The sequence below is a fragment of the Streptomyces sp. NBC_00510 genome (assembly GCA_036013505.1).
GTDB lineage: Bacteria > Actinomycetota > Actinomycetes > Streptomycetales > Streptomycetaceae > Actinacidiphila.
The window spans coordinates 9,381,177-9,402,206 of record CP107851.1; the positions used below are offsets into that span (position 1 = coordinate 9,381,177).

Annotated in this window: 17 protein-coding genes; 8 read left to right on the forward strand and 9 right to left on the reverse strand. The window is 74.9% G+C overall.

Going from position 1 to position 21,030, the window contains the following annotated elements:
- Positions 1-33: 33 nt before the first annotated feature.
- The gene (locus OG937_42795; GenBank protein ID WUD77967.1) at positions 34-300 is read left to right on the forward strand and encodes a hypothetical protein; all 267 of its coding nucleotides are present in this window, start codon (positions 34-36) and stop codon (positions 298-300) included.
- Positions 301-338: 38 nt separating this feature from the next.
- Here the strand turns inward: OG937_42795 and OG937_42800 are convergent, their stop codons facing one another.
- The 3 genes from OG937_42800 to OG937_42810 form a co-directional block, all read right to left on the reverse strand.
- The gene (locus OG937_42800; protein WUD77968.1) at positions 339-1,298 is read right to left on the reverse strand and encodes a GNAT family N-acetyltransferase; all 960 of its coding nucleotides are present in this window, start codon (positions 1,296-1,298) and stop codon (positions 339-341) included.
- A gap of 22 nt (positions 1,299-1,320) precedes the next feature.
- Complete coding sequence (locus OG937_42805; protein WUD77969.1) at positions 1,321-2,100, reverse strand: class I SAM-dependent methyltransferase; 780 nt, start codon at positions 2,098-2,100, stop codon at positions 1,321-1,323.
- A 77-nt stretch (positions 2,101-2,177) separates the two neighbouring features.
- Positions 2,178-2,720 carry a hypothetical protein gene (locus OG937_42810; protein ID WUD77970.1) on the reverse strand — a complete coding sequence of 181 codons (543 nt, stop codon included), beginning with the start codon at positions 2,718-2,720 and terminating at the stop codon, positions 2,178-2,180.
- A 262-nt stretch (positions 2,721-2,982) separates the two neighbouring features.
- On the opposite strand from OG937_42810, the gene OG937_42815 reads away from it, so the two are divergent.
- Complete coding sequence (locus OG937_42815; protein ID WUD77971.1) at positions 2,983-4,008, forward strand: terpene synthase family protein; 1,026 nt, start codon at positions 2,983-2,985, stop codon at positions 4,006-4,008.
- Positions 4,009-4,070: 62 nt separating this feature from the next.
- Positions 4,071-6,719, forward strand: coding sequence for a tetratricopeptide repeat protein (locus tag OG937_42820; protein ID WUD77972.1), 2,649 nt, complete (start codon positions 4,071-4,073; stop codon positions 6,717-6,719).
- 19 nt (positions 6,720-6,738) lie between these two features.
- Here OG937_42820 and OG937_42825 read toward each other — a convergent pair whose 3' ends face one another.
- Together OG937_42825 and OG937_42830 are read right to left on the reverse strand one after the other, a co-directional pair.
- On the reverse strand, positions 6,739-8,316 hold the full coding sequence (locus OG937_42825; protein WUD77973.1) for an aldehyde dehydrogenase (NADP(+)): 1,578 nt from the start codon (positions 8,314-8,316) through the stop codon (positions 6,739-6,741).
- Position 8,317: 1 nt separating this feature from the next.
- On the reverse strand, positions 8,318-8,947 hold the full coding sequence (locus tag OG937_42830; protein WUD77974.1) for a cysteine hydrolase: 630 nt from the start codon (positions 8,945-8,947) through the stop codon (positions 8,318-8,320).
- A 123-nt stretch (positions 8,948-9,070) separates the two neighbouring features.
- On the opposite strand from OG937_42830, the gene OG937_42835 reads away from it, so the two are divergent.
- A complete protein-coding gene (locus tag OG937_42835) occupies positions 9,071-9,523 on the forward strand; it encodes a lipocalin-like domain-containing protein (protein WUD77975.1) in 453 nt (150 codons plus the stop codon).
- Between the two features lie 70 nt (positions 9,524-9,593).
- Here the strand turns inward: OG937_42835 and OG937_42840 are convergent, their stop codons facing one another.
- A complete protein-coding gene (locus OG937_42840) occupies positions 9,594-10,868 on the reverse strand; it encodes an MFS transporter (GenBank protein WUD77976.1) in 1,275 nt (424 codons plus the stop codon).
- 219 nt (positions 10,869-11,087) lie between these two features.
- Here OG937_42840 and OG937_42845 point away from each other — a divergent pair, with 219 nt between their 5' ends.
- Positions 11,088-11,675 carry a TetR/AcrR family transcriptional regulator gene (locus OG937_42845; protein ID WUD77977.1) on the forward strand — a complete coding sequence of 196 codons (588 nt, stop codon included), beginning with the start codon at positions 11,088-11,090 and terminating at the stop codon, positions 11,673-11,675.
- A gap of 868 nt (positions 11,676-12,543) precedes the next feature.
- A complete protein-coding gene (locus OG937_42850; GenBank protein ID WUD77978.1) occupies positions 12,544-15,297 on the forward strand; it encodes an AAA family ATPase in 2,754 nt (917 codons plus the stop codon).
- Positions 15,298-15,315: 18 nt separating this feature from the next.
- Here the strand turns inward: OG937_42850 and OG937_42855 are convergent, their stop codons facing one another.
- Positions 15,316-16,860 (reverse strand): FAD-dependent oxidoreductase, encoded by a 1,545-nt coding sequence (locus tag OG937_42855; protein ID WUD77979.1) that lies wholly within the window; start codon positions 16,858-16,860, stop codon positions 15,316-15,318.
- A 349-nt stretch (positions 16,861-17,209) separates the two neighbouring features.
- Between OG937_42855 and OG937_42860 the strand changes: the two genes are divergently transcribed.
- Together OG937_42860 and OG937_42865 are read left to right on the forward strand one after the other, a co-directional pair.
- Complete coding sequence (locus OG937_42860) at positions 17,210-18,529, forward strand: serine/threonine-protein phosphatase (GenBank protein ID WUD79062.1); 1,320 nt, start codon at positions 17,210-17,212, stop codon at positions 18,527-18,529.
- A gap of 151 nt (positions 18,530-18,680) precedes the next feature.
- A complete protein-coding gene (locus OG937_42865; protein ID WUD77980.1) occupies positions 18,681-19,082 on the forward strand; it encodes an SsgA family sporulation/cell division regulator in 402 nt (133 codons plus the stop codon).
- 8 nt (positions 19,083-19,090) lie between these two features.
- Here OG937_42865 and OG937_42870 read toward each other — a convergent pair whose 3' ends face one another.
- Positions 19,091-19,957: a hypothetical protein gene (locus OG937_42870; protein ID WUD77981.1), complete on the reverse strand. Its 867-nt coding sequence runs from the start codon at positions 19,955-19,957 to the stop codon at positions 19,091-19,093.
- Positions 19,954-20,868: an NAD(P)-dependent oxidoreductase gene (locus tag OG937_42875; GenBank protein ID WUD77982.1), complete on the reverse strand. Its 915-nt coding sequence runs from the start codon at positions 20,866-20,868 to the stop codon at positions 19,954-19,956. The genes OG937_42870 and OG937_42875 overlap by 4 nt, the downstream gene beginning before the upstream one ends.
- Positions 20,869-21,030: the final 162 nt, after the last annotated feature.

The following is a 21,030-nucleotide window of genomic DNA, read 5'->3' on the forward strand; positions in this document are numbered from 1 at the left end:
ACCGCAGCCACCATCTCCGGGGAGAACACGCCCATGCCTCAGTACCCTTCGCTGACCCACGCCCTGGCGGAGGCGCTCGTGGACGTCACCTGGTTCATCGACGGCACGGACGACGAACAGATGGACGAGGACGACGCCGTGACGGCACTGGAGGGCGTCGCGGCCGTGGTCGACCGCATGTCGGAAGCACAGCGGGCCGAGTTGCTCGACGTGCTCGAGGCGATGGCGGCAGCCGAGGCCGACCCCCGTCGCCGCGCGTTCCTGGAGACGTTCCCGGAGGACTTCGGCGTCGTCGAGTGACCACCCGGTCGCCTCCTCGGCGTGGGCCCCGCGCGAGGTCAGCCCCGCAGCAGCCGCGGGTCGAGGAGGCGGTGCAGCCGGTGGGCGACGGGACGGAAGCCGCGACGCGGCCAGAACGCCGAGGACAGCGGGTTCGCCGCCCGCCAGTCCGTCACGCACACGCGGAACCCGCGCCGGGCGGCGTCCGCGAAGGCGTGCTCGGTGAGCCGGCGTCCCACACCGCTGCCGCGGTACTCCGGAACGGTCGCGGCGAGGAGCAGTTCGACCGAGCCGCGCGGCGCCGTCAGCGAGACCTCGTCCTCGGGCACCGGCCGCATGACGCAGAAGCCCCGGACCCCTTCCGGCCCCTCGGCGAGCCAGTACGACACGGCGGGGTCCTCCAGCAGCTCCAAGTGGCCCGGGCGCAGGCCCTCGTAGAAGGACGGCTCGATGAAGGCGAAGACCGGCGGGCCCGCGTGCGCGTCGGCGACCAGGCGGAACAGCGGCTCCAGCGCGGCGAGGTCCGACGGCCCCGCGGCGCGCACGTCGTCGTGGCAGCCGCCCGCCCCCGCCGCCAGGTCCGTCACGGCGTGGACCTGCTCGTACGCGAAGCACTGCGACAGCCAGACCGGCAGGTCACCGGCGGCCGCGACGGCGTAGTGGTGCAGCCGCCCGTCGGCGAGCCACGGACCCGACAGGTCCGCGTAGAGCCCGCGCAGTACGTCCTCGTCGCGTGCCGCGTAGTGCCCGGGCCCCGTCCAGACGTGCCGTCCCCGGCCGTCGTCGCCGGGTACGGCGAGGAGGTACCCGGCGGGCCTGCCGTCCGCCGTCTCCGCGACCGCGCCCCGCGCGCCCTGCTCCCAGGCGTCCCGCAGCAGGGCGGCGCAGGCGGCCGGTTGGGTGAAACCCGGGTCGAGCGCGGTGTCCCGGGCGAGGTCGCGGCGGTGGCGGGCGGCGAGCAGGCCGGACGCGGCATCGACGTCGGACGCCGCGAACGGCCTGGTGGTCGGCGCGATCACGGGGGTGTCTTCCTTCCGGTGGTCAGCCCTTGCGGGCCTCGATCAGATAGCGCTGCGAGTACGCCACGAAGGGTCCGTGCCGCTCCATGAAGTCGTGCAGCCGCGCCAGCTGCTCGCGGTAGGCGTCCACCGTGAAGCCGGGCACGATCCAGATGACCTTGCGCAGGAAGTGGACCACGGCGGCGATGTCGTGGAACTCCATGCGCAGTGCCTCCTGGCGCAGGTCCACGACCTCCAGGCCCGCCGCTTCGGCGCGTGCGGTGGCCTCGACCCCGCTGGAGCCGGCCGTGGTCGTGAAGGGGTCCCGTGTGTGCGTGGCGACCGGCCGGGGCCCCATCAGGTAGTCCGTCAGCTCCCGCACCGAGCCGGCGCCGACCTGCTGGGACAGGTAGGTGCCCCGGGGACGCAGCACCCGCCGTACCTCGTCCCAGCGGGTCACCACCGGATGCCGGCTGACGACCAGGTCGAAGTGGCCGTCGGGGAAGGGCAGGTCGGCCGTGTCATCGGCCTCGACGACGGTGGCGCCCAAGGGCGCCAGGTTGCGGCGGGCGATCTCCAGGTTGGGCGCCCAGGACTCCGTCGCCGCGACCACCGGTGGGGCGGTCGGCACGGTCGCCAGGACCTCCCCGCCGCCGGTCTGGATGTCGAGCACGGCCTCGGCCCGCGCCGTCCGTTCGGCGAGGAGCCCGGTGTAGCCCCAGGACGGGCGCTGCTCGGTGGCGCGGCCGGTGAACCAGGAGAAGTCCCATCCCTCGGTCGGGACGGCCTCCCCTTCGGCGAGGAGATCTTGGAACGTGGACATGGGCGCGAGGATGGCAGAGGCGCCGGGCGGAGCGCATCCTGATTACGCCGGGCCCGGCGCCGCCCGGCGGTGCGCCGTCAGCAGCCGGACGCCAGGGGGGTGAAGGACATCGGGGTGCCCTCCTCGGCGCGGACGGCCGTACCGTAGGTCGTGGAGTCCACCTTGTACCAGACGTCGTCCCGGGTGCGGTCGCCGCCGACGTCGTCCAGTTCGACGCACCAGCGTTCCGCCGACACCACACGGGTGTAGGACTCGGTGCCCTGCTGGACCTTCCGGCAGTCCTGGTAGTGCTCGGTGGTGTACCAGGTCCGGGTCGACTTGCGCTTGCCGGAACCCTTCGAGGAGGTGTGCTTCACCCGCCGGGTGCGGTCGGTGCATCGCTGCACCATGTGCGGGCGCCGCGCGGGGGCCGTCCTGCGCGCCACGTGCCGGTGGTCGTCCAGCGCTCCGGTGACGGGCGGGTCCGCCTTCGCGACCGGGGTGCGGGTGCCGGCGGAAGCGGCGGCCGACGGTCCCGATCCGGCCACGGCGCCGGAGTCCGGGCTCCCGCAGGCACCCAGCAGGGCGGCCAGGAGCGCGGCGGCCACGGCGGCGGAGTACGGGCGGCGGTGTCTGTGCACTTCTCTCCTTGATGAACGTGAACGTGGACACGAAGGTGAACACGAAGGCGAACGCGAACGGTGCTGACGGTCGGTGCCCGCCCGGATCATGACGCATCGTGGACGGACCGGGTTCCCGTCCGCCCGGTTTCGACGGAGCCCTGACGCCGGCTGCCCGTTCCGGGCGTCCGGAAGTCGAACGCTGGGTAGGAACCGGGACGGGGATGGCTGGAAGTCGTAGTCCTTGCCCGGGTCGCCGACGGCCCGGGAAGGGGGGAATCCGGTGGGGAAGACATCTGCGTTCGTCCGTATCGACGGCCCGGGGGCATGGGCCGCGCACAGCGGGACCGCACGGGGCCGGGCCGGGGTGCCCGTCCGCGTACCGGGCCCGTCGCTGCTCAACCCCGGCCTGCGGCAGGTGGAGCCGCACGTCATGGCCTGGGCGCGGCGGGCCGGGTTGCTGTCCGCGCCGGCCTCGGGGCAGGCCGGCCGGGAACGGCAGGTCGCCATGGCCGCGCACGTGTGGCCATGGGCGACCCCGGCCCGTCTGACGGAGCTGGCCCGGCTGACGCTGTGGATGTTCGCCGTCGACGACGGCAGCGACGTCGGCCCGTCCACGGGGACCGGCGCGGAACTGGAGGCCATGGCACGGGCCGTCGGCGGCTGCGGGTGGGAGGTCCCCGCGTCGGCGCCGCCGGCCGTCCGCGTCCTGGGCGAACTCCTGCCGCGGGTGACCGGCGCCATGGGGCCCGCCTGGGGCGACCGTTTCCGCCGTCACCTGCTCGGGTGGATCCGCACCAACCAGGACATGATCCGGATCCGCGCCGGCGACGAGGTGCCCACCCCCGAGGCCTACGTCTCCTGGCGGCGGGTCTCCGGCGCGACCGGCTGGTGCTTCGACCTCATCGAGTACGCCCAGGAGGCGGAACTGCCCCCGGCGATCTGGTTCTCGCCGGCCTGCCGCGCGCTGCGCGAGGCCGCCGCCGATGTCATCGGCTGGACCAACGACCTGTTCTCGGTGGAGAAGGAGCTGCGCTCGGGGGAGACCACCAACCTGGTCCTCGTCCTGCGCCACCACCACGGCCTGACGCTGGACGAGGCGATCGACGAGACGCGGCTGTGGCACGCCCGCCGCGTCGCCGCCCTGCGCACCGCGACACGCGACCTGTACGCCACCGCCCTCGCGACCGACCTCACCCCGGGGCAGCTGGCGGCGGTCTGCCAGTACGCGGACGGCATCCACGCCTGGGCCCGCGGCTTCCTCGACTTCTCCCTGGCCTCCGCCCGCTACCGCGCCCCCGGTGGGTAGCCGGCGGCGCCACCGGGAATGCACCACGGCAGGGGAGGACCGGGGGAACGGGGGAGTACGCGATGGCTGCCGGGAGGGACCGCACCACGGGCGCGGCGGGTTACCTGCTCAGGGTGTTCGCCGGTCTGGCCCGGCCCGCCCTGACCCTGCTGTTCGGCCCGGCGGGAGCGGTCGCCGGGGCGGCGACGGAGACCGTGGCCGCCTCGGGGGGCAGGGCGCTGGAGCAGTCGGCGGGCCGCAGGCGGGCGCTGCCGGGCCTGCTGCGGATCTCCCGGCGCGGCACGGCGCCGCTGGTGGCGGACGTGGACGACCCCATCGGTCTCGGCGTCCACCCGGCCGCGCCGGGCGGCGGCGGGACGGCGGGCTTCGGCCGTGTCCCGGTGTTCGTCGGCCGGGACGCCATGCCGCAGGCGGAGGCGGTGCTGAGCGGGGGGCAGGGCTTCCTGCTGCTGGTGGGGGACTCCACGGCGGGCAAGACACGCCTGGCCTACGAGGTGGTGCGCAAGCACTTCCCGCGCTACCGGCTGGTCGTCCCGGACAGCCGTGAGGCGATGGTGGCCCTCGCGGACACCGTGCCACGGCTGAAGCAGGCCGTGGTGTGGCTGGACGACCTGGAGAACTACCTCGGCGCGGGCGGGCTGACGGCAGGTCACGTACAGCGGCTGCTGGAGGCCGGGCCGGCGCGGGTCGCCGTCGTGGCGACCATGAGCGCGCGTCAGCACATCCGCTTCGGCGCGCGCTCCGCCGCCGACGACGAGCCCGGCGGCGACGTGCTGCGCTCGGGGCGCGAGGTGCTGCGGCTGGCCTCGGTCGTGCGGGTGGACCGTACGTGGAGCGAGGCGGAGCTGGCCCGGGCCCGGCACCACACCGACGACCCGAGGATCAGGGCCGCCGTCAACGACGCCCGGTCCGGCAGCCGCGGGGTGGCCGAGTACCTCGCCGCGGCGCCCCAGTTGCTCGACGACTTCAGCAACGCGTGGGCGGCCGGCGCCCGTCCGCGGGCAGCCGCCCTCGTCGCAGGGGCTGTGGACGCCCGGCGCGCGGGCTACCACCAGCCGCTGCCCGAGGGCGTGCTGCGCCGCCTGCACGAGATCCACCTGGACCTGCGCGGCGGCACCAGCCTGCGGCCGGAGGCGTGGGAGGAGGCACTGCGCTGGGCCACCGACCCCCTGCACGCCACCTCCAGCCTGCTGCTGCCCCGCGACGACGGCGCCTACCTGGCCTTCGACTACCTGCACCAGACCCTGGACGAGCAGGTGCCGCCGCCGCGCATCCCGGACGCCGTGTGGGAGATCCTCATCGACCACGCCGACCCGGTGCGCGCCCTGGACATCGGCGCGACCGCCTACCAGCGCGGCGACCTGCACCACGCCATGGCCGCCTTCGACAAGGCCGGTGCCGATCCCGGGCAGTTGCCCCGGCAGTGGTACGCCACGTGCGTGGGGGAGGCCGGAGATCCCCGGCGCGCGGCGGACCTGTACCGCGAACTGGTCGCAGAGGCCGAGCGGGGCGGCGGTCCCGACGTCAAGGAGACGCTGGAGAACCGCAACTCCCACGCCCGTTACGTCGGCATGGCCGGCCACCCCGCCGAGGCCGTCGACCTGCTGCGCGGCGTCATCGAGGACCGCACGCGCATCCTCGGCCGCGAGCACTCCCACACCCTCAACAGCCGCAACAACCTGGCGCTGTTCCTCGGCGAGACCGGACGGCTCGAGGAGGCGGTCGCCGAGTTCCAGTCCGTGCTGGCCGACCGGACCCGCCTGCTGGGCGCCGACCACCCGCACACCCTCAGCAGCCGGTACGGCTACGCCTACCTGCTGGGCGACGCGGGCCGCCCCGCACAGGCCGCCCGGCTCTTCGACAGCCTGGTCGCCGACCGGTCACGCACCCAGGGCCCGTACCACCCCTACACCCTCAACAACCGCCGCCACCACGCCCACTTCCTCGGCGAGGCGGGGCATGCCGCCCGCGCCGCCGGGCTGTTCGGGGAACTCCTCCAGGACTGCCTGAAGGTCCTCGACCCGCTCCACCCGGACACCCTCGCCTCCCGGCACGGTCACGCCCGGTTCCTGGGCGAGGCCGGCGACCCCGGCCGCGCATCGGCACTTCTCAGCGACCTGATCGAGGACGGTCGCGGAGCCGCCGTGCACGGGCCGGACAGCCCGATCCCGTTGCTGTGGCGGCGCTACGAGGCGGTCTTCCTCAGCGAGGCCGGGGCGGCCGAGGAGGCCGTACGGCTTCTCGGCGCGCTGCTGACCGAGAGCGGCGAGATCCTCGACGACGGGCACCCCCAGTTGTTCGCGGTCCGCGCCGCCCACGCCCGCTGCGTCCTGAGGGCGGGCCGGGCGGCCGAGGCGACGGCCCGGTACGAACAGCTCGTCGGCGACTGCCGCGAGCGCCTGGGCGACGACCACCCCCAGACGCTCACCGCACGCGGCGGGCGTGCCCGCTGCCTGGCCGCCACCGGCCGGCACGGCGAGGCCGCGGACCTGCTGGAGATCCTCGTCCAGGACCGCACCCGCGTCCTCGGCGACGACCACCCCTCCACCCTCAACAGCCGCAACGCCCACGCCTGCTCGGTCGGCGCCGTGGGCGACGCCCCACGCGCCGCCCGCCTGCTGCGCCAGGTCCTCCAGGACCGCGTGCGCCACCTCGGCGAGGACCACCCCTGGATCGCCCGTACCCGGGAGGAACTCGCCCGCTTCCCGTGACGGGGTCGCGCCCGGCGGTTCAGTCGCGGGTGACCTGCCCGTCGACCAGCCGCCACAGCCCCAGCGGGTTGGCCGGGACCAGCGCCTCGGGGAGCAGCGCGTCCGGGAAACCCTGGTAGGTGACGGGCCGCAGGAAGCGGTCGATCGCGCTCATGCCGACCGAGGTGAAGCGGCTGTCGGTGGTGGCCGGGAACGGGCCGCCGTGGATGGTGGCGTGGCCGACCTCCTGCGGGTGGGCGAAGGCGTTCACCACGATCCGGCCGGTACGGCGCTCCAGGACCGGCAGCAGGCGCGCGGCCTGCGGGTGGTCCTCCTCCTCGAGGTGCATCGTCGCCGACAGCTGGCCGCGGAAGCTCCGGGCCACCTGCGTCATCTGCTCGACGCCGGACAGCCGGACCAGCAGCGCGGCCGGTCCGAAGACCTCCTCGGCCAGCGCGGGTTCGGCCAGGAACCGGTCGCCGTCGACCTCGAGGAGCTGTGCGCGGCCCTCGTGGGCGCCCTCGGGCTCCGGGCCGACCGTCACGGTCGCGGCCCCGGAGTCGCGCAGGCGCTGCGCCCCGCGGCCGTACGCGTCGTGGATGCCGGGGGTGAGCATCGTCCGCGCGCCCATCGCGCTCACCCGTGCCGCGGCTGCCTCGCGCATCGCGGCGTAGCCCGGGCCGTCGACGGCGAGCAGCACGGCCGGCTTCAGGCAGGCCTGGCCGACGTTGACGAGCATGCGCTCGGCGAAGCCGTCGCCGATCTCGCCGCCGCGCGCCTCCAGCGCCGCCGGCAGGACGAAGGTCGGGTTGACGCTGGTCATCTCGGCGAAGACCGGGATCGGGTCGGGGCGCAGCTGGGCCCGGCGGTACAGGGCCATGCCGCCGCCCTCGGAGCCGGTGAAGGTGACCGCCTTGACCAGCGGGTGGTCCACCAGGGCCTCGCCGATCGCGTTGCCCGCTCCGCGGACCATCGAGAACACGCCCTCGTGCAGCCCGGAGTCGGCGACGGCGCCCTGGATGACGCGGCCCATCAGTTCAGAGGCGCCGGGGTGGGCGTTGTGGGCCTTGAGGATCACCGGGCAGCCCGCCGCGAGCGCGGCGGCGGTGTCGCCGCCGGCGACCGAGTACGAGATCGGGAAGTTGCTCGCGCCGAAGACGGCCACCGGACCGATCGCGATCTTCTGCATGCGGTGGTCCATGCGCGGCCTGGGCTGCCGATCGGGCTGGGCCGGGTCGACGGCGGCCTGCCGGAACCGGCCCTGCCGCACCACGTCGGCGAACTGCCGGAACTGCCCGGCGGCCTTGGCCGCCTCGGCCTCCAGCTGCGCGGCCGGAAGGCCCGTCTCCAGCGCCGCCCGCTCGGCCAGTTCGCCCTTGATCCCGTCCAGCCGGTCCGCGACCAGCTCCAGGAAGGCGGCGCGCTCCGTGAGGCCGGTGCGGTTGTAGGTGTCGTAGGCCTCGTCGGCCAGGCGGGCGGCGCGGTCGACCTCGGCCGCCCCGCCGAGCGCGAACTCCGGTCCGACCAGTTCGCCGGTCGCCGGGTCGAGGGCCTTCATCGTGCCTTCGGACGCGGGGACGGACGACGCGCCTATCAGCATCTCTCCGGTCAGTCGCATGTCAGTGGTCTCCGTTCTCCAGGGTCCCCAGCAGGTCGGCGGTGGTGGTGATGGAGTGGGCGTAGGTGGGGCCGTTGAGCTCGTGGGCGGCGTGCATCATCTCGGGGCGGTAGGCCGCGGTGGCGTCGCGGACGAGCGTCACGTGGTAGCCGAGCTCCATGGCGAAGCGCCCGGTGGACTCGATGCAGGTGTTGGCGAGCAGGCCGACGACGATCACGTGCGTGATGCCGTGCTGCTTGAGCCGGAAGTCCAGGTCGGTGTTGGCGAACCCGCTCTGCGACCAGTGCTCCTGGATGACCACCTCGCCGTCGGCGGGCCGGAAGTCGGGGTGGAACTCGCCGCCCCAGGTGCCGAGGGCGAAGGTGTGCCGCTCCTGGATGATGCGGTGCGTGGGGTTGGGGTGCTCCCAGTCCTCGTAGTCGCCCTCCTGCCAGCGGCGGTGGGGGACGAAGAAGACCTTGTGGCCCGCCGCGCGCCCCGCTCCGACGACGGCGCGGAGGTTGTCGAGCAGGCCGACCTCGGTGGCGACGCCCTCCAGCGCGGGCCAGACCTTGCCTCCCTCCGACAGGAAGTCGTTGTAGGGGTCGACCAGCAGGATCGCGGTGCGCGTGGGGTCGTAGGTGTCGGTCATGACGGGTCCTTTCCCAATCTGGATTATTTGCATCATCCTCATTCCTCATTCAGGATTACTCTCGTCATCCTGAAAGTCAAGGACGGCGCCCCCGGGCGCCCGGCACGTGAGCGAGGTACGGCGATGACCCCCGATGAACTGCGCACATCCCTGATCGGCGCCTGGCGTCTGGTGTCCTACGAGGCCGCCGACGTCGGGACCGGGGAGGTCGTCGAGCCCTTCGGGCCGCGGCCCCGGGGGCTGATCACGTACGGGCCGGACGGCCACATGGCGGCCCAGATCATGCGGGTCGGGCGGCCGGGCTTCCGTCACGGGCGGCTCGAGGAAGGGCTGCCGGAGGAACTGACCGCGGCGGCCGCGGGCTACCTCGCGTACGCCGGCACCTTCGAGGTCCCGGCCGGGGACACGGTCGTCCACCACGTCGAGCTGAGCCTGTTCCCCAACTGGGTGGGCGGTTCCCAGACGCGGATCGCCGACCTGGACGGCCGCAGGCTCCGGCTGAGCCTGCCCGGCGCCGCCAGGATCTGGGGGGCGCTGCGCACCGGCGTCCTGACCTGGGAGCGCGACGGGCGGTAGTGGCGGCCCCGGGGAGGGGGGTGCGGAGCGCGGGCGGTGGGGCCCGCGCTCCGCGGGGGGTCGGGTGTGGTCATCCCCGCAGGGCGGGGGTGGCGGAGGCGTCCGCGTCGGCCTGTCCGGGGCCGGCGTCGTCGCTGTGCCGGGGGGCCGTGTGGCGGGCGCGGAGGCCGTGCCAGGCGAGCGTCAGGCACGCGAGGAGCAGGAAGCCCAGGCCGCCCGCCACCACGCCACGCCAGCCGAAGGCGGAGAAGAGCACCCCGGCGACGGCGGAACCCGTGGCGCCGCCACCGAAGACCGCGAACATGTACACCGTGTTGAGCCGCCCCCGGATCTCCGGCCCGGCGGTGAAGATGCGTGCCTGGTTGGCTATCTGACCGCTCGTCACCCCGTAGCCGAGGAGGTTGCAGCCGACGGCGAGGACGACGAGCGACCGCCCCGCGACCCCGAACAGCACGAAGGCGGCCAGTGCCGAGGCGACGGCGAGGGCGTTGACCCCCAGCGGCCCCCACCGGTCGGTGAGCCGCCCCGAGTAGCGGGCGGCCAGGGCGCCCGGCACGCTGCACAGGCCGAAGAGGCCGACCACGGCGGGGCCCAGCCCGATCGGCGGCGCGGTGAGGTGGAAGGCGAGCGTGGACCAGAAGGCCGAGAAGGAGGCGAACGCCGTCGCCCCCAGTGCGGCCGACAGGCGCAACGGGGCGTGGTCCACGAGCAGTCGGGGGAGTGAGGCGAGCAGGCTCCCGTAGCCGCCGGAGGCCGCGGCCCCCGGCGGGCGCCCGGCCGGCATGTAGCGGGGGAGGACCAGTAGCAGCGCCGCCGTGGCCGCTGCGGCGACGAGGAAGCCGGCCCGCCAGGTGCCCGCGGCCTGGGCGATGAGCCCGGAGGCGGTGCGCGAGAGCAGGGCGCCCATCGTCAGCCCCGTGCCGACCGCCCCCAGGACCCGCCCGGCCTGGCCGGGGGCGGCCATCGACGCGACCGTGGGCATGATCACCTGCGGGAGCACGGTGCTCGCCGAGAGCACGAGGGTCGCCATCCCCAGCAGGGCGACGGACGGAGCCAGGGCGCCCCCCAGGAGCGCGACGGCGGTCACCGCCAGCAGGACCCTGGACAGTCGGCGCAGCCGGGCCCTGTCCGCGAGCGGGACGACGGCCACGATCCCCAGCGCGTAGCCGATCTGTCCTGCCGTGGCCACGAGGCCGGCGGCGGACGCGGAGATGCCGAAGCCGCGGGCGATCTGGTCGAGGAGGGGCTGGGTGAAGTAGATGTTGGCGACCGTGATCGCCGTCGCCGTGGCGAAGACGGGGAGGGTTCCCCGCTTGACGTCCGGGCGGGTTGCTGCGGTGGTCATGGGTCCTCGCGGAGGGTTCGCGGGCGGGAGGGGAGAGGCGGCGGGCCTGCTCCGGTGGAGGCTCGTGCCGAGGTCTGGATGATTGATGTCATCCACACATGCAGGATGATGCGTGTCATCCTGCATGTCAAAGCCCCGGGGGGGTTCCGGGAGGGGTGTATGATGTCCGTCATCCACATTGGGTCGGGTCAGCCCGACGCACACCCGGGAGGTCATGCGATGGGTCACTCGCAGGCAGCGAAGGCCGAGTCGCGCGAGAAGGTCCTGCGGATCGCCGCCCGCCGGATCCGCGAGGAGGGCATGACCCGACCCGGCGTCGCGGACCTCATGAACGAGGCCGGACTGACCCACGGCGGGTTCTACAAGCACTTCGCCTCGCGCGAGGACCTGATGGGTCAGGCGGCGGCGCTGGCGCTGGCCGACGGCGAGGCGAAGATGGCCGAGGCCGCCCGCCGGGACCCCGATGAACCCCGCTCGGGGCTGATCGACGCCTACCTCAGCGCCCGCCACCGGGACGCGCCCGGCACCGGCTGCGCCCTGGTGACCCTGGGCGCCGCGGCCGGTCGCGGCGAGGCGGAGTTGCAGGAGGCGTACGAGAAGCAGGTCCGCAGCTACCTCGCGCTCATCGGTGAGGCGGCGCAGGGCGACGACCCCGGCGAGGCGCGTGCCGACGCGATGCTCACCCTCAGCGCCCTGGTCGGCGCGCTGCTGATCTCGCGCGCGGTCGCCGACCCGGAGCTGTCCGACGAGTTCCTGACGACGGTCGCCGGGCGCCTGAAGGACGCCCATGTACCCGCAGAGGCCTGACCGAACCGGCCGGGCCGGACGCCCGTTCCGCCGCCCTCGGCCGCACCGGCGGCGGCCGGCCGCATGGCCGCCGTGAGCGGGACGCGGCGGCACCCGCTAGGCCGGCCCTTGACCGCAGGGCGACTCCCGCGTCCCCGCACGTCAGGGCGTTGCCCGCGGACGGCCGGGCGTTGCTGCGGGGCGGCGCGTCGCGCGTCCTCGTGGGGTCCGGGGACGGACGTGCGGGTCGCGGGGGCGGTCTCTCACTCAGTGCGTGCGTGCGGCGGCGTCCTCCGGGTCCGCGCAGGCGTGGGCAGGGCCCGCGGAAGGCCCTTCCGGTGCAGGGCGTCCAGCCGGGCGGCGGCCGCTTCCTCCGACACCGCCCGCCGGGTGCCGGCCGCGCAGCGCGGACCGGTGCGCTGGAGCTGGGCCGCCGTGACGGCACGCACCAGGGCTGCGTCCCACCGCGTCCAGGCGTGGGGACCTCCGTCGTCAGGTCGGGCCGCTCGCGCGGGCGCAACGACGGGTCACGCTCCCAGAGCCGCAGCAACCCGTGCCGGACGACCTTGTTCGCCTCGATCTGGTCCGGCGAAAGACCCGCTGGACCGCCGCGGGGTCCGCCCCGAGGTCCCGTGCCCGGGGCCGCCGCGGCCGACAGTACCTGCCGCTCGCGCGCCGGGTCGTCGACCGCCTGGCCGGTGCCGCACTTGGCCGCCGCCGCCTGGTCCGCCACTGCCGGCCGCTACGCCGACAGCCGCGCCGGGCGCGACAGGGCCGCGTCCGCGGAGGACGTCCCCCCGGACTGTCCGTCAAAAGCGGAAGAATGAACCCTTTCATCCCCTTGTACGGTGGTTCGTGTACGAGTATCGGGATACCGCGAGGGCGGACCATGGCGACACGGATCCCCTCCCTGATCGGCAGACAGGCCGAGACCGAGGCGATTGACGCCCTCCTGCGCCCCGCGGACGGCCGCGGCGGCGCCCTGGTGCTGCGCGGCGAGGTGGGGATCGGCAAGACGACGCTGCTGGCGCTCGCCCAGGAACGGGCGGCGGAGCAGGGACGGCGGGTGCTCGGCCTGGCCGGCGTGCAGTCCGAGTCCCACCTGCCGTTCGCCGGACTCCACCAACTGCTGCGCCCGGTGCTCCCGGAGACCGGCCGCCTCCCGGAGCCCCAGCGCGAGACGCTGCTGGCCGCGGTCGGCCTCCACGACGTGGGCCGCCCCGAGCCCTTCCGCATCGCCCTCGCCGTGCTCGACCTCCTCGCCGAGTGCGCCTCCGACCGCCCGCTGCTCCTGCTCGTCGACGACCTCCAGTGGCTCGACCGGTCCACCAGCGACCTGCTCGCCTTCGTCTCCCGACGGCTGTCCTCGGACCCCGTGGTGCTGCTGGCCGCCGCCACCCAGGGCGAGACGGAGGCGCCCGCATGGGAAGGCGTCGAGGAGATGCCGGTCGGCCGGCTCGACGCCGACCACGCCGCGCGGCTGCTGGACGCCGGCGCGCCGGCACTCGCGCCCTTCGTCCGCGCACGGTTGCTGGAGGAGGCCGACGGCAATCCACTGGCCCTCGTCGAACTCCCCCTGGCGGCCGAGGGCCTGGAATCCGTCGCGGTCATCCCCCGCTGGCTCCCGCTGACCGTCAATCTGCAGCGCGCGTTCGAGACCCGGATCCTGGAACTCCCGGACGCCACGCGCACCCTGCTGCTCGCCGCCGCGCTCGACGCCGAGGCGGCGACGGGTGACGTCCTGACCGCGGCCGGCGCCGTGTCCGGGGCCCCCGTCACCGTCGACGGACTCGTGCCCGCGGTGGACGCGGGTCTCGTCCGTGTCGACCGGCACGCCGTGCGCTTCCGGCACCCCCTGGTCCGCTCCGCGATCCACCAGGCCGCGTCCGTCACGCAGCGCAACGCCGTGCACGCCGCGCTCGCGGCGGTCCACACCGGCCGTCCCGACCTCGGCATCTGGCACTTGGCGGCCTCCACCCTTCCCCCGGACGGGGCCGTCGCGCGGGGACTGGAGCGGTGCGGCGACCACGCGCTGCGACGCGGCGCCGTCGTCGCCGCCGTGCACGCCTTCGAGCACGCCGCCGCCTTCACCTCCGACGGCGGCCGACAGGTCGACCTCATGCTGCGCAGCGCGGAGCTGGCCGTCGGCCTCGGCCGACGCGACCTCGTCCGTCGCCTGGTGCGCACCATCGAGCGGCTGGAGCTGACCGGCAAGGACACGGCCCGCCTGCTGTGGATCTCCGAGTCGCTCACCGTCTGCGGGGGCCGGGAGCCGGTCGCCGTCCGGACGCTGCTCCGTACGGCCGAACGCATGCGCGCCGACGGCGAGACGGCCCTGTCGGTCCGGCTGACGAGCGCCGCTGCCGCCCACCTCTACCGCGGGAACGGGGAGTCCGCGCTCCACGGGGAGGTCCTGCGCACCGCCGACCGGCTGGCCGCCGAGCGGGACGGCCGGTGCGACACCGGGGGCGCCGCCATGGTGCTGATCGCCGCGCAGGCCGCGCCGGTGGAGCGCGCCTCCTCGGTGCTCGAAGCGGCCCGCGCCGTGGCCCGGCGGACGGACGACGCCGCGGCGCTGCACACGACGGCCCGCGCGCTGTGGTGCGTCGGCGCGCCCGAACGCGCGGACCCCTTCCTCACCGCGGCCGTCGAACGGCTCAGGCACCAGGGGCGGCTGGCACCGCTGGCGGAGGCGCTGGCCCTGCGCGCCTCGGGACGCGCGGCCACGGGCCGTTGCGATCCGGCGCGGCTGGACGCCGACGAGGCCCGCAGGCTCGCCCGGGAGACCGGTCAGCCCGAATGGGAGGCGACGGCGCTCGCCGTGCTCGGCTGCCTCGCCGCCCTGCGCGACGACGCGGCGGCCGCCCACCGGCTGATCGGGCAGGCCCGGGCCATCGCCGTCCGGCTGAACTCCCCCTTGCTGCACGCGACGGTGCGCATGGCGCGCGGGACGGCACTGTCCTGCAGCGGGGACCACGTGCAGGCGTACGCCCAGTTGCGCCGGCTGACCGACCCGGCCGACGCCGGGCACCACGTGATGACCGCCCTGTGGACCGTGGGCGACCTCGCCGAGGCGGCCGCGCACTGCGGCGAGAAGGACGACGCGCGAGGGGTCCTGGAGCGGCTCGCGCCGCTGGCCCGCCGGACGCCCGCGGCCCGCGTGCGGCTGGCCGCGCGCCACGCCCGGGCGGTCCTGGCCGGGGAGGAAGAGGGCGAGGCCGCCTTCGCGTCCGCCCTGGAGGCGGACCTCACGGGCTGGTCGCTGGAGCGGGCGCGCCTGCGGCTCGCGTACGGCGAGTGGCTGCGCAGACAGCGCCGCGTCCTGGAGTCCCGCGCACCGCTCAGGGCCGCCCGCGACACCTTCGACGACCTGGGAGCCGCGGCATGGAGCCGCCGCGCGCGGCAGGAACTGGAGGCCACCGGCGAGACCACCCGTCAGCGGTCGCCCCGGGCAGCCGACCGGCTCACGCCGCAGGAACTGCAGATCGCGATGCTGGCCGCCGAGGGCCTGTCCAACAAGGAGATCGGCGCACGGCTCTACGTGTCCCACCGGACGGTCAGCACCCACCTGACGCGGATCTTCCCCAAGCTCGGCGTCACCTCGCGCAGCCAGCTGGCCCGCTTCTTCCCACCGGGGTCCTGAAGCCGGACGGGGCACCGGTCACGCGGCGGCCCGCCCGGTCAGGCCGTCGCCCCCCTCGCCCCTGATGAGGTCGGCCGCCCGTTCCGCGACGGCCAGCACGGTCGCGTTGGGGTGCGCGGACACCGCGGACGGCATCACCGACGCGTCGGCGACCCGCAGCCCGGACACCCCGTTCACCCGCAGCTCGGGGTCGACGACGGCATGGTCGTCGGACCCCATGCGGCAGGTGCCCCCCGGGTGGTAGAAACTGCCGACGCTGCGCCGTACGTAGTCCTCCAGGAGTCCGTGGCTGAACGCGGCGGGCCCCGGCAGGACCTCCTCCTTCCGCCATACCTTCAGCACCTGCTCGCTGCCGATCTCCTGGGCCATGCGCACCCCCCTGATCAGGCTCTCCACGTCGGAACGCGCGGACAGGAAGTTCGGGTCGACCAGCGGCGCGGAGCGCGGGTCGGCCCCGGCCAGCCGGACCGAGCCCCGGCTGCGGGGCGTCATCAGGCCCACCACGAAGCTGTAGCCGTTCTCCGCGCCCTCCAGCGGCGGCGGCACGTACGGCGCGCACAGGAACAGCACCTGGATGTCGGGGGCGGTGTCGGCATGGGTGCTGCACAGGGCCGCGGCGGCGTCGAACGCGGGGCCCGTCGGCGTGGGCACCGTCCGGGCCGCGGAGAAGTTGACGACCGTGACGGGGTGGTCGTGCAGATTGCTCCCGACCTCGCGGAGGTCCGCCTCCACGCCGATGCCGTGGGACCGCAGCTCGTCGGGCGGCCCGACGCCCGAGAGCATGAGCAGGTGCGGCGAGCCGACCGCGCCGGCGGTGAGGACGACCTCCAGGTTGGCCTCGGCCCGTTCGAGCACCCCGTCACGGCTGTACTCCACGCCCGTGCACCGCCCGTGGTGCAGCAGGAGCCGGTGGACCTGCGCCCCGGTGACCACGGTCAGGCCCGGCCGGTGCAGCACCGGCCGCAGGTAGGCGTCGGCGGCGCTCTGCCGGGCCCCGTCGACGATGTTCAGGTCCAGCCACCCGCCGCCCTGCTGGTGGCGGCCGTTGAGGTCGGTGCTGATGGGGTGACCCGCCGCCTGAACGGCGCTGAGGCACGCGGGGGACAGCGGGTGGACCCGGTGCGGCGGCGCGACCCGCATGGGGCCCTCGGTGCCGCGGAACTCCGGGTCGCGCCCCGCCGCCCGCTCGCTGCGGCGCAGGTAGGGCAGCAGGGTGCCGAAGTTCCAGCCGGTCGCGCCGGCCTTCTCCCACGCGTCGTAGCCGGCCCGGTGCCCCCGCAGGTGGACCATGGCGTTGATGCTGCTCGATCCGCCCAGCGCCTTCCCGCGCGGATAGGGCAGCACGGCGCTGCCGGCCCCGCGCTGCGCCACGGTCCGGTCGCCCCAGTCCATCCCGCTGCCGATCAACCGCATCCACCGCGGCGGCGCGGCCGAGCGCTTCGCCGCCCGGGCCGGCCCCGCCTCGAGGAGCAGCACCCGGGCCCGCCCGTCCTCCGAGAGCCGCGCGGCGAGCACGCACCCCGCGGTCCCGCCACCGACGACGATGTAGTCGTATGCCGTCATCCCAGACCTCCGAGTCGACCCGTCCGCGGTCGCCCGGCCCCCGGCCGCGGACACAGCAAAAACTAGGGCGAAAGCCGCCGAAAGGCGTCCGTCAAGCTACGTAACGGCGGTCCGCCGCGCGCCCGGCCATGCGTACCGCCGTACGTCATCGCCGCGCCCGGCGCCCCGGTCACGGCCCATGCGTGACGGAAGGTGTCCGTTACGTCACCTATAGGTGGTATGCGTACGATGGGAAAGGTTCGAGGCGGGGGCCACCCGGCCCGGGCGAGGTCGCCGGAACCCCGGACCCGCCGACGGGCGGCGAGGAGCAAGGGTGACGGTTCAGGACAGGGATCGGCGCAGTCGCCGGATGCTGGCGGGCCTGCTGGCCGAAAGCCACTTGATGGCCCTGGAACAGTTGCCGGCGAAGGTGGCCGAGCACGCGGAACCCGCCGGCCTCGCCCACGTCACGATCTACCTCTCCGACCTCCAGCGCCATGTGCTGCGCAACCTCGCCGAGGAGGGGGCGGGCGAGTGCGGCCACCGCAACCACAGCTCAGAGTTGCGGATCGAGGGCACGGTGCCCGGCCGCGCCTTCCAGTACGGCCGGCTGCTCCCCGCTGTCTCCGCGTGCCCCGGCAAGTGCCGCTGGTGGGCACCCCTGCTGGGCGGTTCCGAGCGGCTGGGCCTGCTCCGCGTCACCACCGAGGGGGACGACGACCGCACCCGCGAGGACGTGCAGTCGCTGGCCGACGCGGTGGCGCTCATCGTCACCGCCAAGCGCGACTACAGCGACGCGTACGCCCGCACGGTGCGCACCGAGACCATGAACGTGGCCGCCGAGATGCAGTGGCGCCTGCTGCCACCCCGTTCGTACTCGGACGGCCGGGTCGTCATCTCCGCGGCGCTGGAACCCGCCTACCGGGTCGGAGGCGACGCCTTCGACTACGCGCTCGACGGCCCGCTGGTCCATCTGTCGATCTTCGACGCGATGGGGCACGACACGGCGGCCGGCCTGACCGCGAGCCTCGCCATGGGCGCGAGCCGCAACGCCCGCCGCCGCCACGCGGAACTGGTCGAGGTCACCGAGGAGATCGAGAAGGTGCTGGTCGAGCAGTTCGAGGGGACGCGCTACGCCACCGGCGTCGTCGCCCGGCTCGACACGGGCACCGGTCTTTTCGAATGGGTCAACCGCGGCCACCACCCGCCGATCCTCATCCGGGGCGGGCGCTGGGTCGCCGAACTCGCCTGCTCGCCCGGCGACCCCATGGGCCTGGGACTGGGCGTGGCACCGCAGGTGTGCCGTGAGCAACTGGAGCCGGGCGACCGCCTCGTGTTCTACACCGACGGCATCCCGGAGGCCCGTACCACCACCGGCGGGGAGTTCGGGCTCTCCGGATTCCTGGACTTCCTCATCCGCCACCACGCCGACCGGTTGCCCCTCCCCGAGACCCTGTGCCGTCTCATGCGCCGGGTCTCGGACCACCAGGTCGGCGAATTCCAGGACGACGCGACCGTGCTGTTCTGCGCATGGCTGGGCTGCTCCCCGGACAGCACCGAACGGGCGGCGGCCGTCGCCGGGGTACCGCTGCCGTTGCGCCCGACGGACGGAGCCCCGGACCCGGTCCCCGCGATCGGCGGTGAACTCCCCGGACCCGCCGACGTCATGGCGCAGGACCGGCGCTCCTGACCGGGCACCCCGGAGTCGGTCGTCCAGGGCGAGCCTTCACGAAATCTTTCCCGTCGCCCCGGCCCGGACCATGCGTCACGGGGCAAACGCACGGCAACGACATGCTGCTGAACGGCGAACGCGGCCGAACCGGGCCCACGAGGGGGCGTCCATGCGAGCACTCACGGAACACCTGTCCCTGCGGCTGATCATCGGGACCCGGCGGTTCCTCGATCTGTCGGCGGACTGCCGGTACCGTTCCGACGACCCCTACATCGTGCGGATGCGCTTCGGCCACGGCGACGGTGCCGACGAGGCGGAGTGGGTGCTCTCCCGCGAGCTGCTGTTGGCCGGGCTCGCGGCCTCCGCCGGGGACGGCGACGTGCACGTCGAACCCGGCGACCACGCCCACACCCTGATCACCCTCGCGGCCCCCGGCGGCACGGCCGTCCTGCAGGTCGCCACAGGTGAACTCGCCCGGTTCCTGGCCGCGACCGCGGAACTCGTCCCGCTCGGCACCGAGGGCGGCCACATCGACTGGGACGCCTGCATCGCAGGGCTCCTCTCGGCCTGAGGCGTTCCTCAGGGAGCGGGCACGCCCATCGGGTTCGGGTACGGCAGCGCCCCCGCGCAGGCCCGCGCCGCAGCGGACAGCACGGTGACCAGGCGCTCGACGGCCTCGGGTGCCGAGGCTTCCCAGGGCCGCCCGGCGGCGCGGTCGGTGGCCTCCTCCAGCGCGCGGTGGGCCTCCCGCCCCGCGGCGGTCGCGGCGCCGTCCGCGCCGAGCAGGCCGAGGGCGGTGAGACGGGCCGCTGCGCCGGCCCACTGCTCGTCGGTCCACCCGCGGTGCGGCTGCAGTTCCGTACGCGGCAGGTCGATGCCCGTGCGCAGCACCAGCGCCTCGCACCCGTCCAGCCCGGCCGCGACGAGCGCCGCGACATGACCGTCCCCGCGGTGCTCGCGCAGCAGCGTGGCCTGGTGCCAGAGCGCGTCGACCGGGTCGCCGGGGAAGGGGAGCGCCGTATTCGCGGCGGCGAGCACCCGCCCCGCGACGTCGAGGCCGGCGACGACCGGAGCCAGCAGGTCCACCGCCTCCGCCACCGCCGTCTCCTGCCCCGCCAGCAGCCGCCGCAGCGCGGCGCCCGCACCGCGCCGCCGCGCCTCCAAGGCGCGCTCGGGCGGGGCGAGTGCCCACACGCCGGGCAGCGCGCGGGCCACCATGGCGGGCGCGAAGCCGAAGAAGGCGGCCACGACGGGCTCCGGGCCCACCGGGCCGAGGGGGGCCGCGCGACCGGCGAAGTAACCGCGCCAGTAACCTCGCAGCCCCGCGTCCTCGTACGCGGCGCGTGCCTCGGGCGTGAAGTAGGTGACGGCGTGCACCGGTTCGGCGAGCCGCCACATGCGCCGGGCGGTGACGGCGGCCTCCGAGGGCGTCACGATCCGGCTCACCGGACGCCTCCGCCCCGTACCTCGGCGACCAGGTCGCCGGCGACGTCCGTGCGGGCTTCGATCGCCCGCAGGACGGCCACCATGTCCGCGCGTCCGTCGCCCTGTTCCACGGTCTCGTCGAAGAGGGCGTGGCAGACGTCCAGCAGCGGCGAGGCCAGGCCGGACGCGCGGGCCGCCTCGGCGATGAGGCGGTTGTTGTGCAGCACGTCCGCCGCGGCGGCCTGCGCGGAGAAGTCGCGCTCCCTCAGCTTGGGCGCCTTCATCCGCGACACGGCGCTGGCCATGGGCCCGGCGTCCAGGACGGAGAGGAACTGCCCGGTGTCCAGGCCCTGCCGCTCCGCGAAGTGGAACGCCTCGGTGAGCCCGGTGACCATCGTGATCAGGAAGAGGTTGACCGAAAGCTTCATCAGCAGCGCGCCGGGCACCGGACCGCAGGCGAAGGACTCCCGGGACATCGGCGCGAGCAGCGGCCGCACTTCCTCCACCGCCGCGGGATCCCCGGCGAGCATCGCCACGAGCTGCCCCGCCTCGGCGGGCTTGCGGGAGCCGGAGACGGGAGCCTCGACATAGCGGCCGCCCGCCGCGCGGACGGCGGCCTCCAGCCCGCGCGAGTACGCGGGCGAGGTGGTGCCCATGTGGACGACGACGTGCCCGGCCACACGCGCGGCGAAGTCCGGGGTGCCGCGACCGAGGACGGCGTCGACGGCGGCGCCGTCGGCGAGCATCAGAACCACCACGCGGGCCCGGTCGAAGACCTCGCCGGGCCCGTCCGCGACCTCGGCCCCGGCCGCGCGCAGCGGGGCGCACCGGGCGGCGGTGCGGTTCCAGACCACCAGCGGCGTCCCCGAACCGGCCAGACGGAGCGCCATGGGCTGCCCCATGATCCCCAGGCCGATGAATCCCACGTCCACTGCCCACCGCCGTCCCGGCCGTCCGACCGCTCGACCCGCGCGTTATGACGGCTGTCATACACGCTATGACAGCGGTCATAATAGACCCCGGCGCCGGACGCCGGCCCGCGTGCGCGAACTGCGTCGCCGGGCCGGCGCGCACCGGGGCAGGGCCGCCACCCC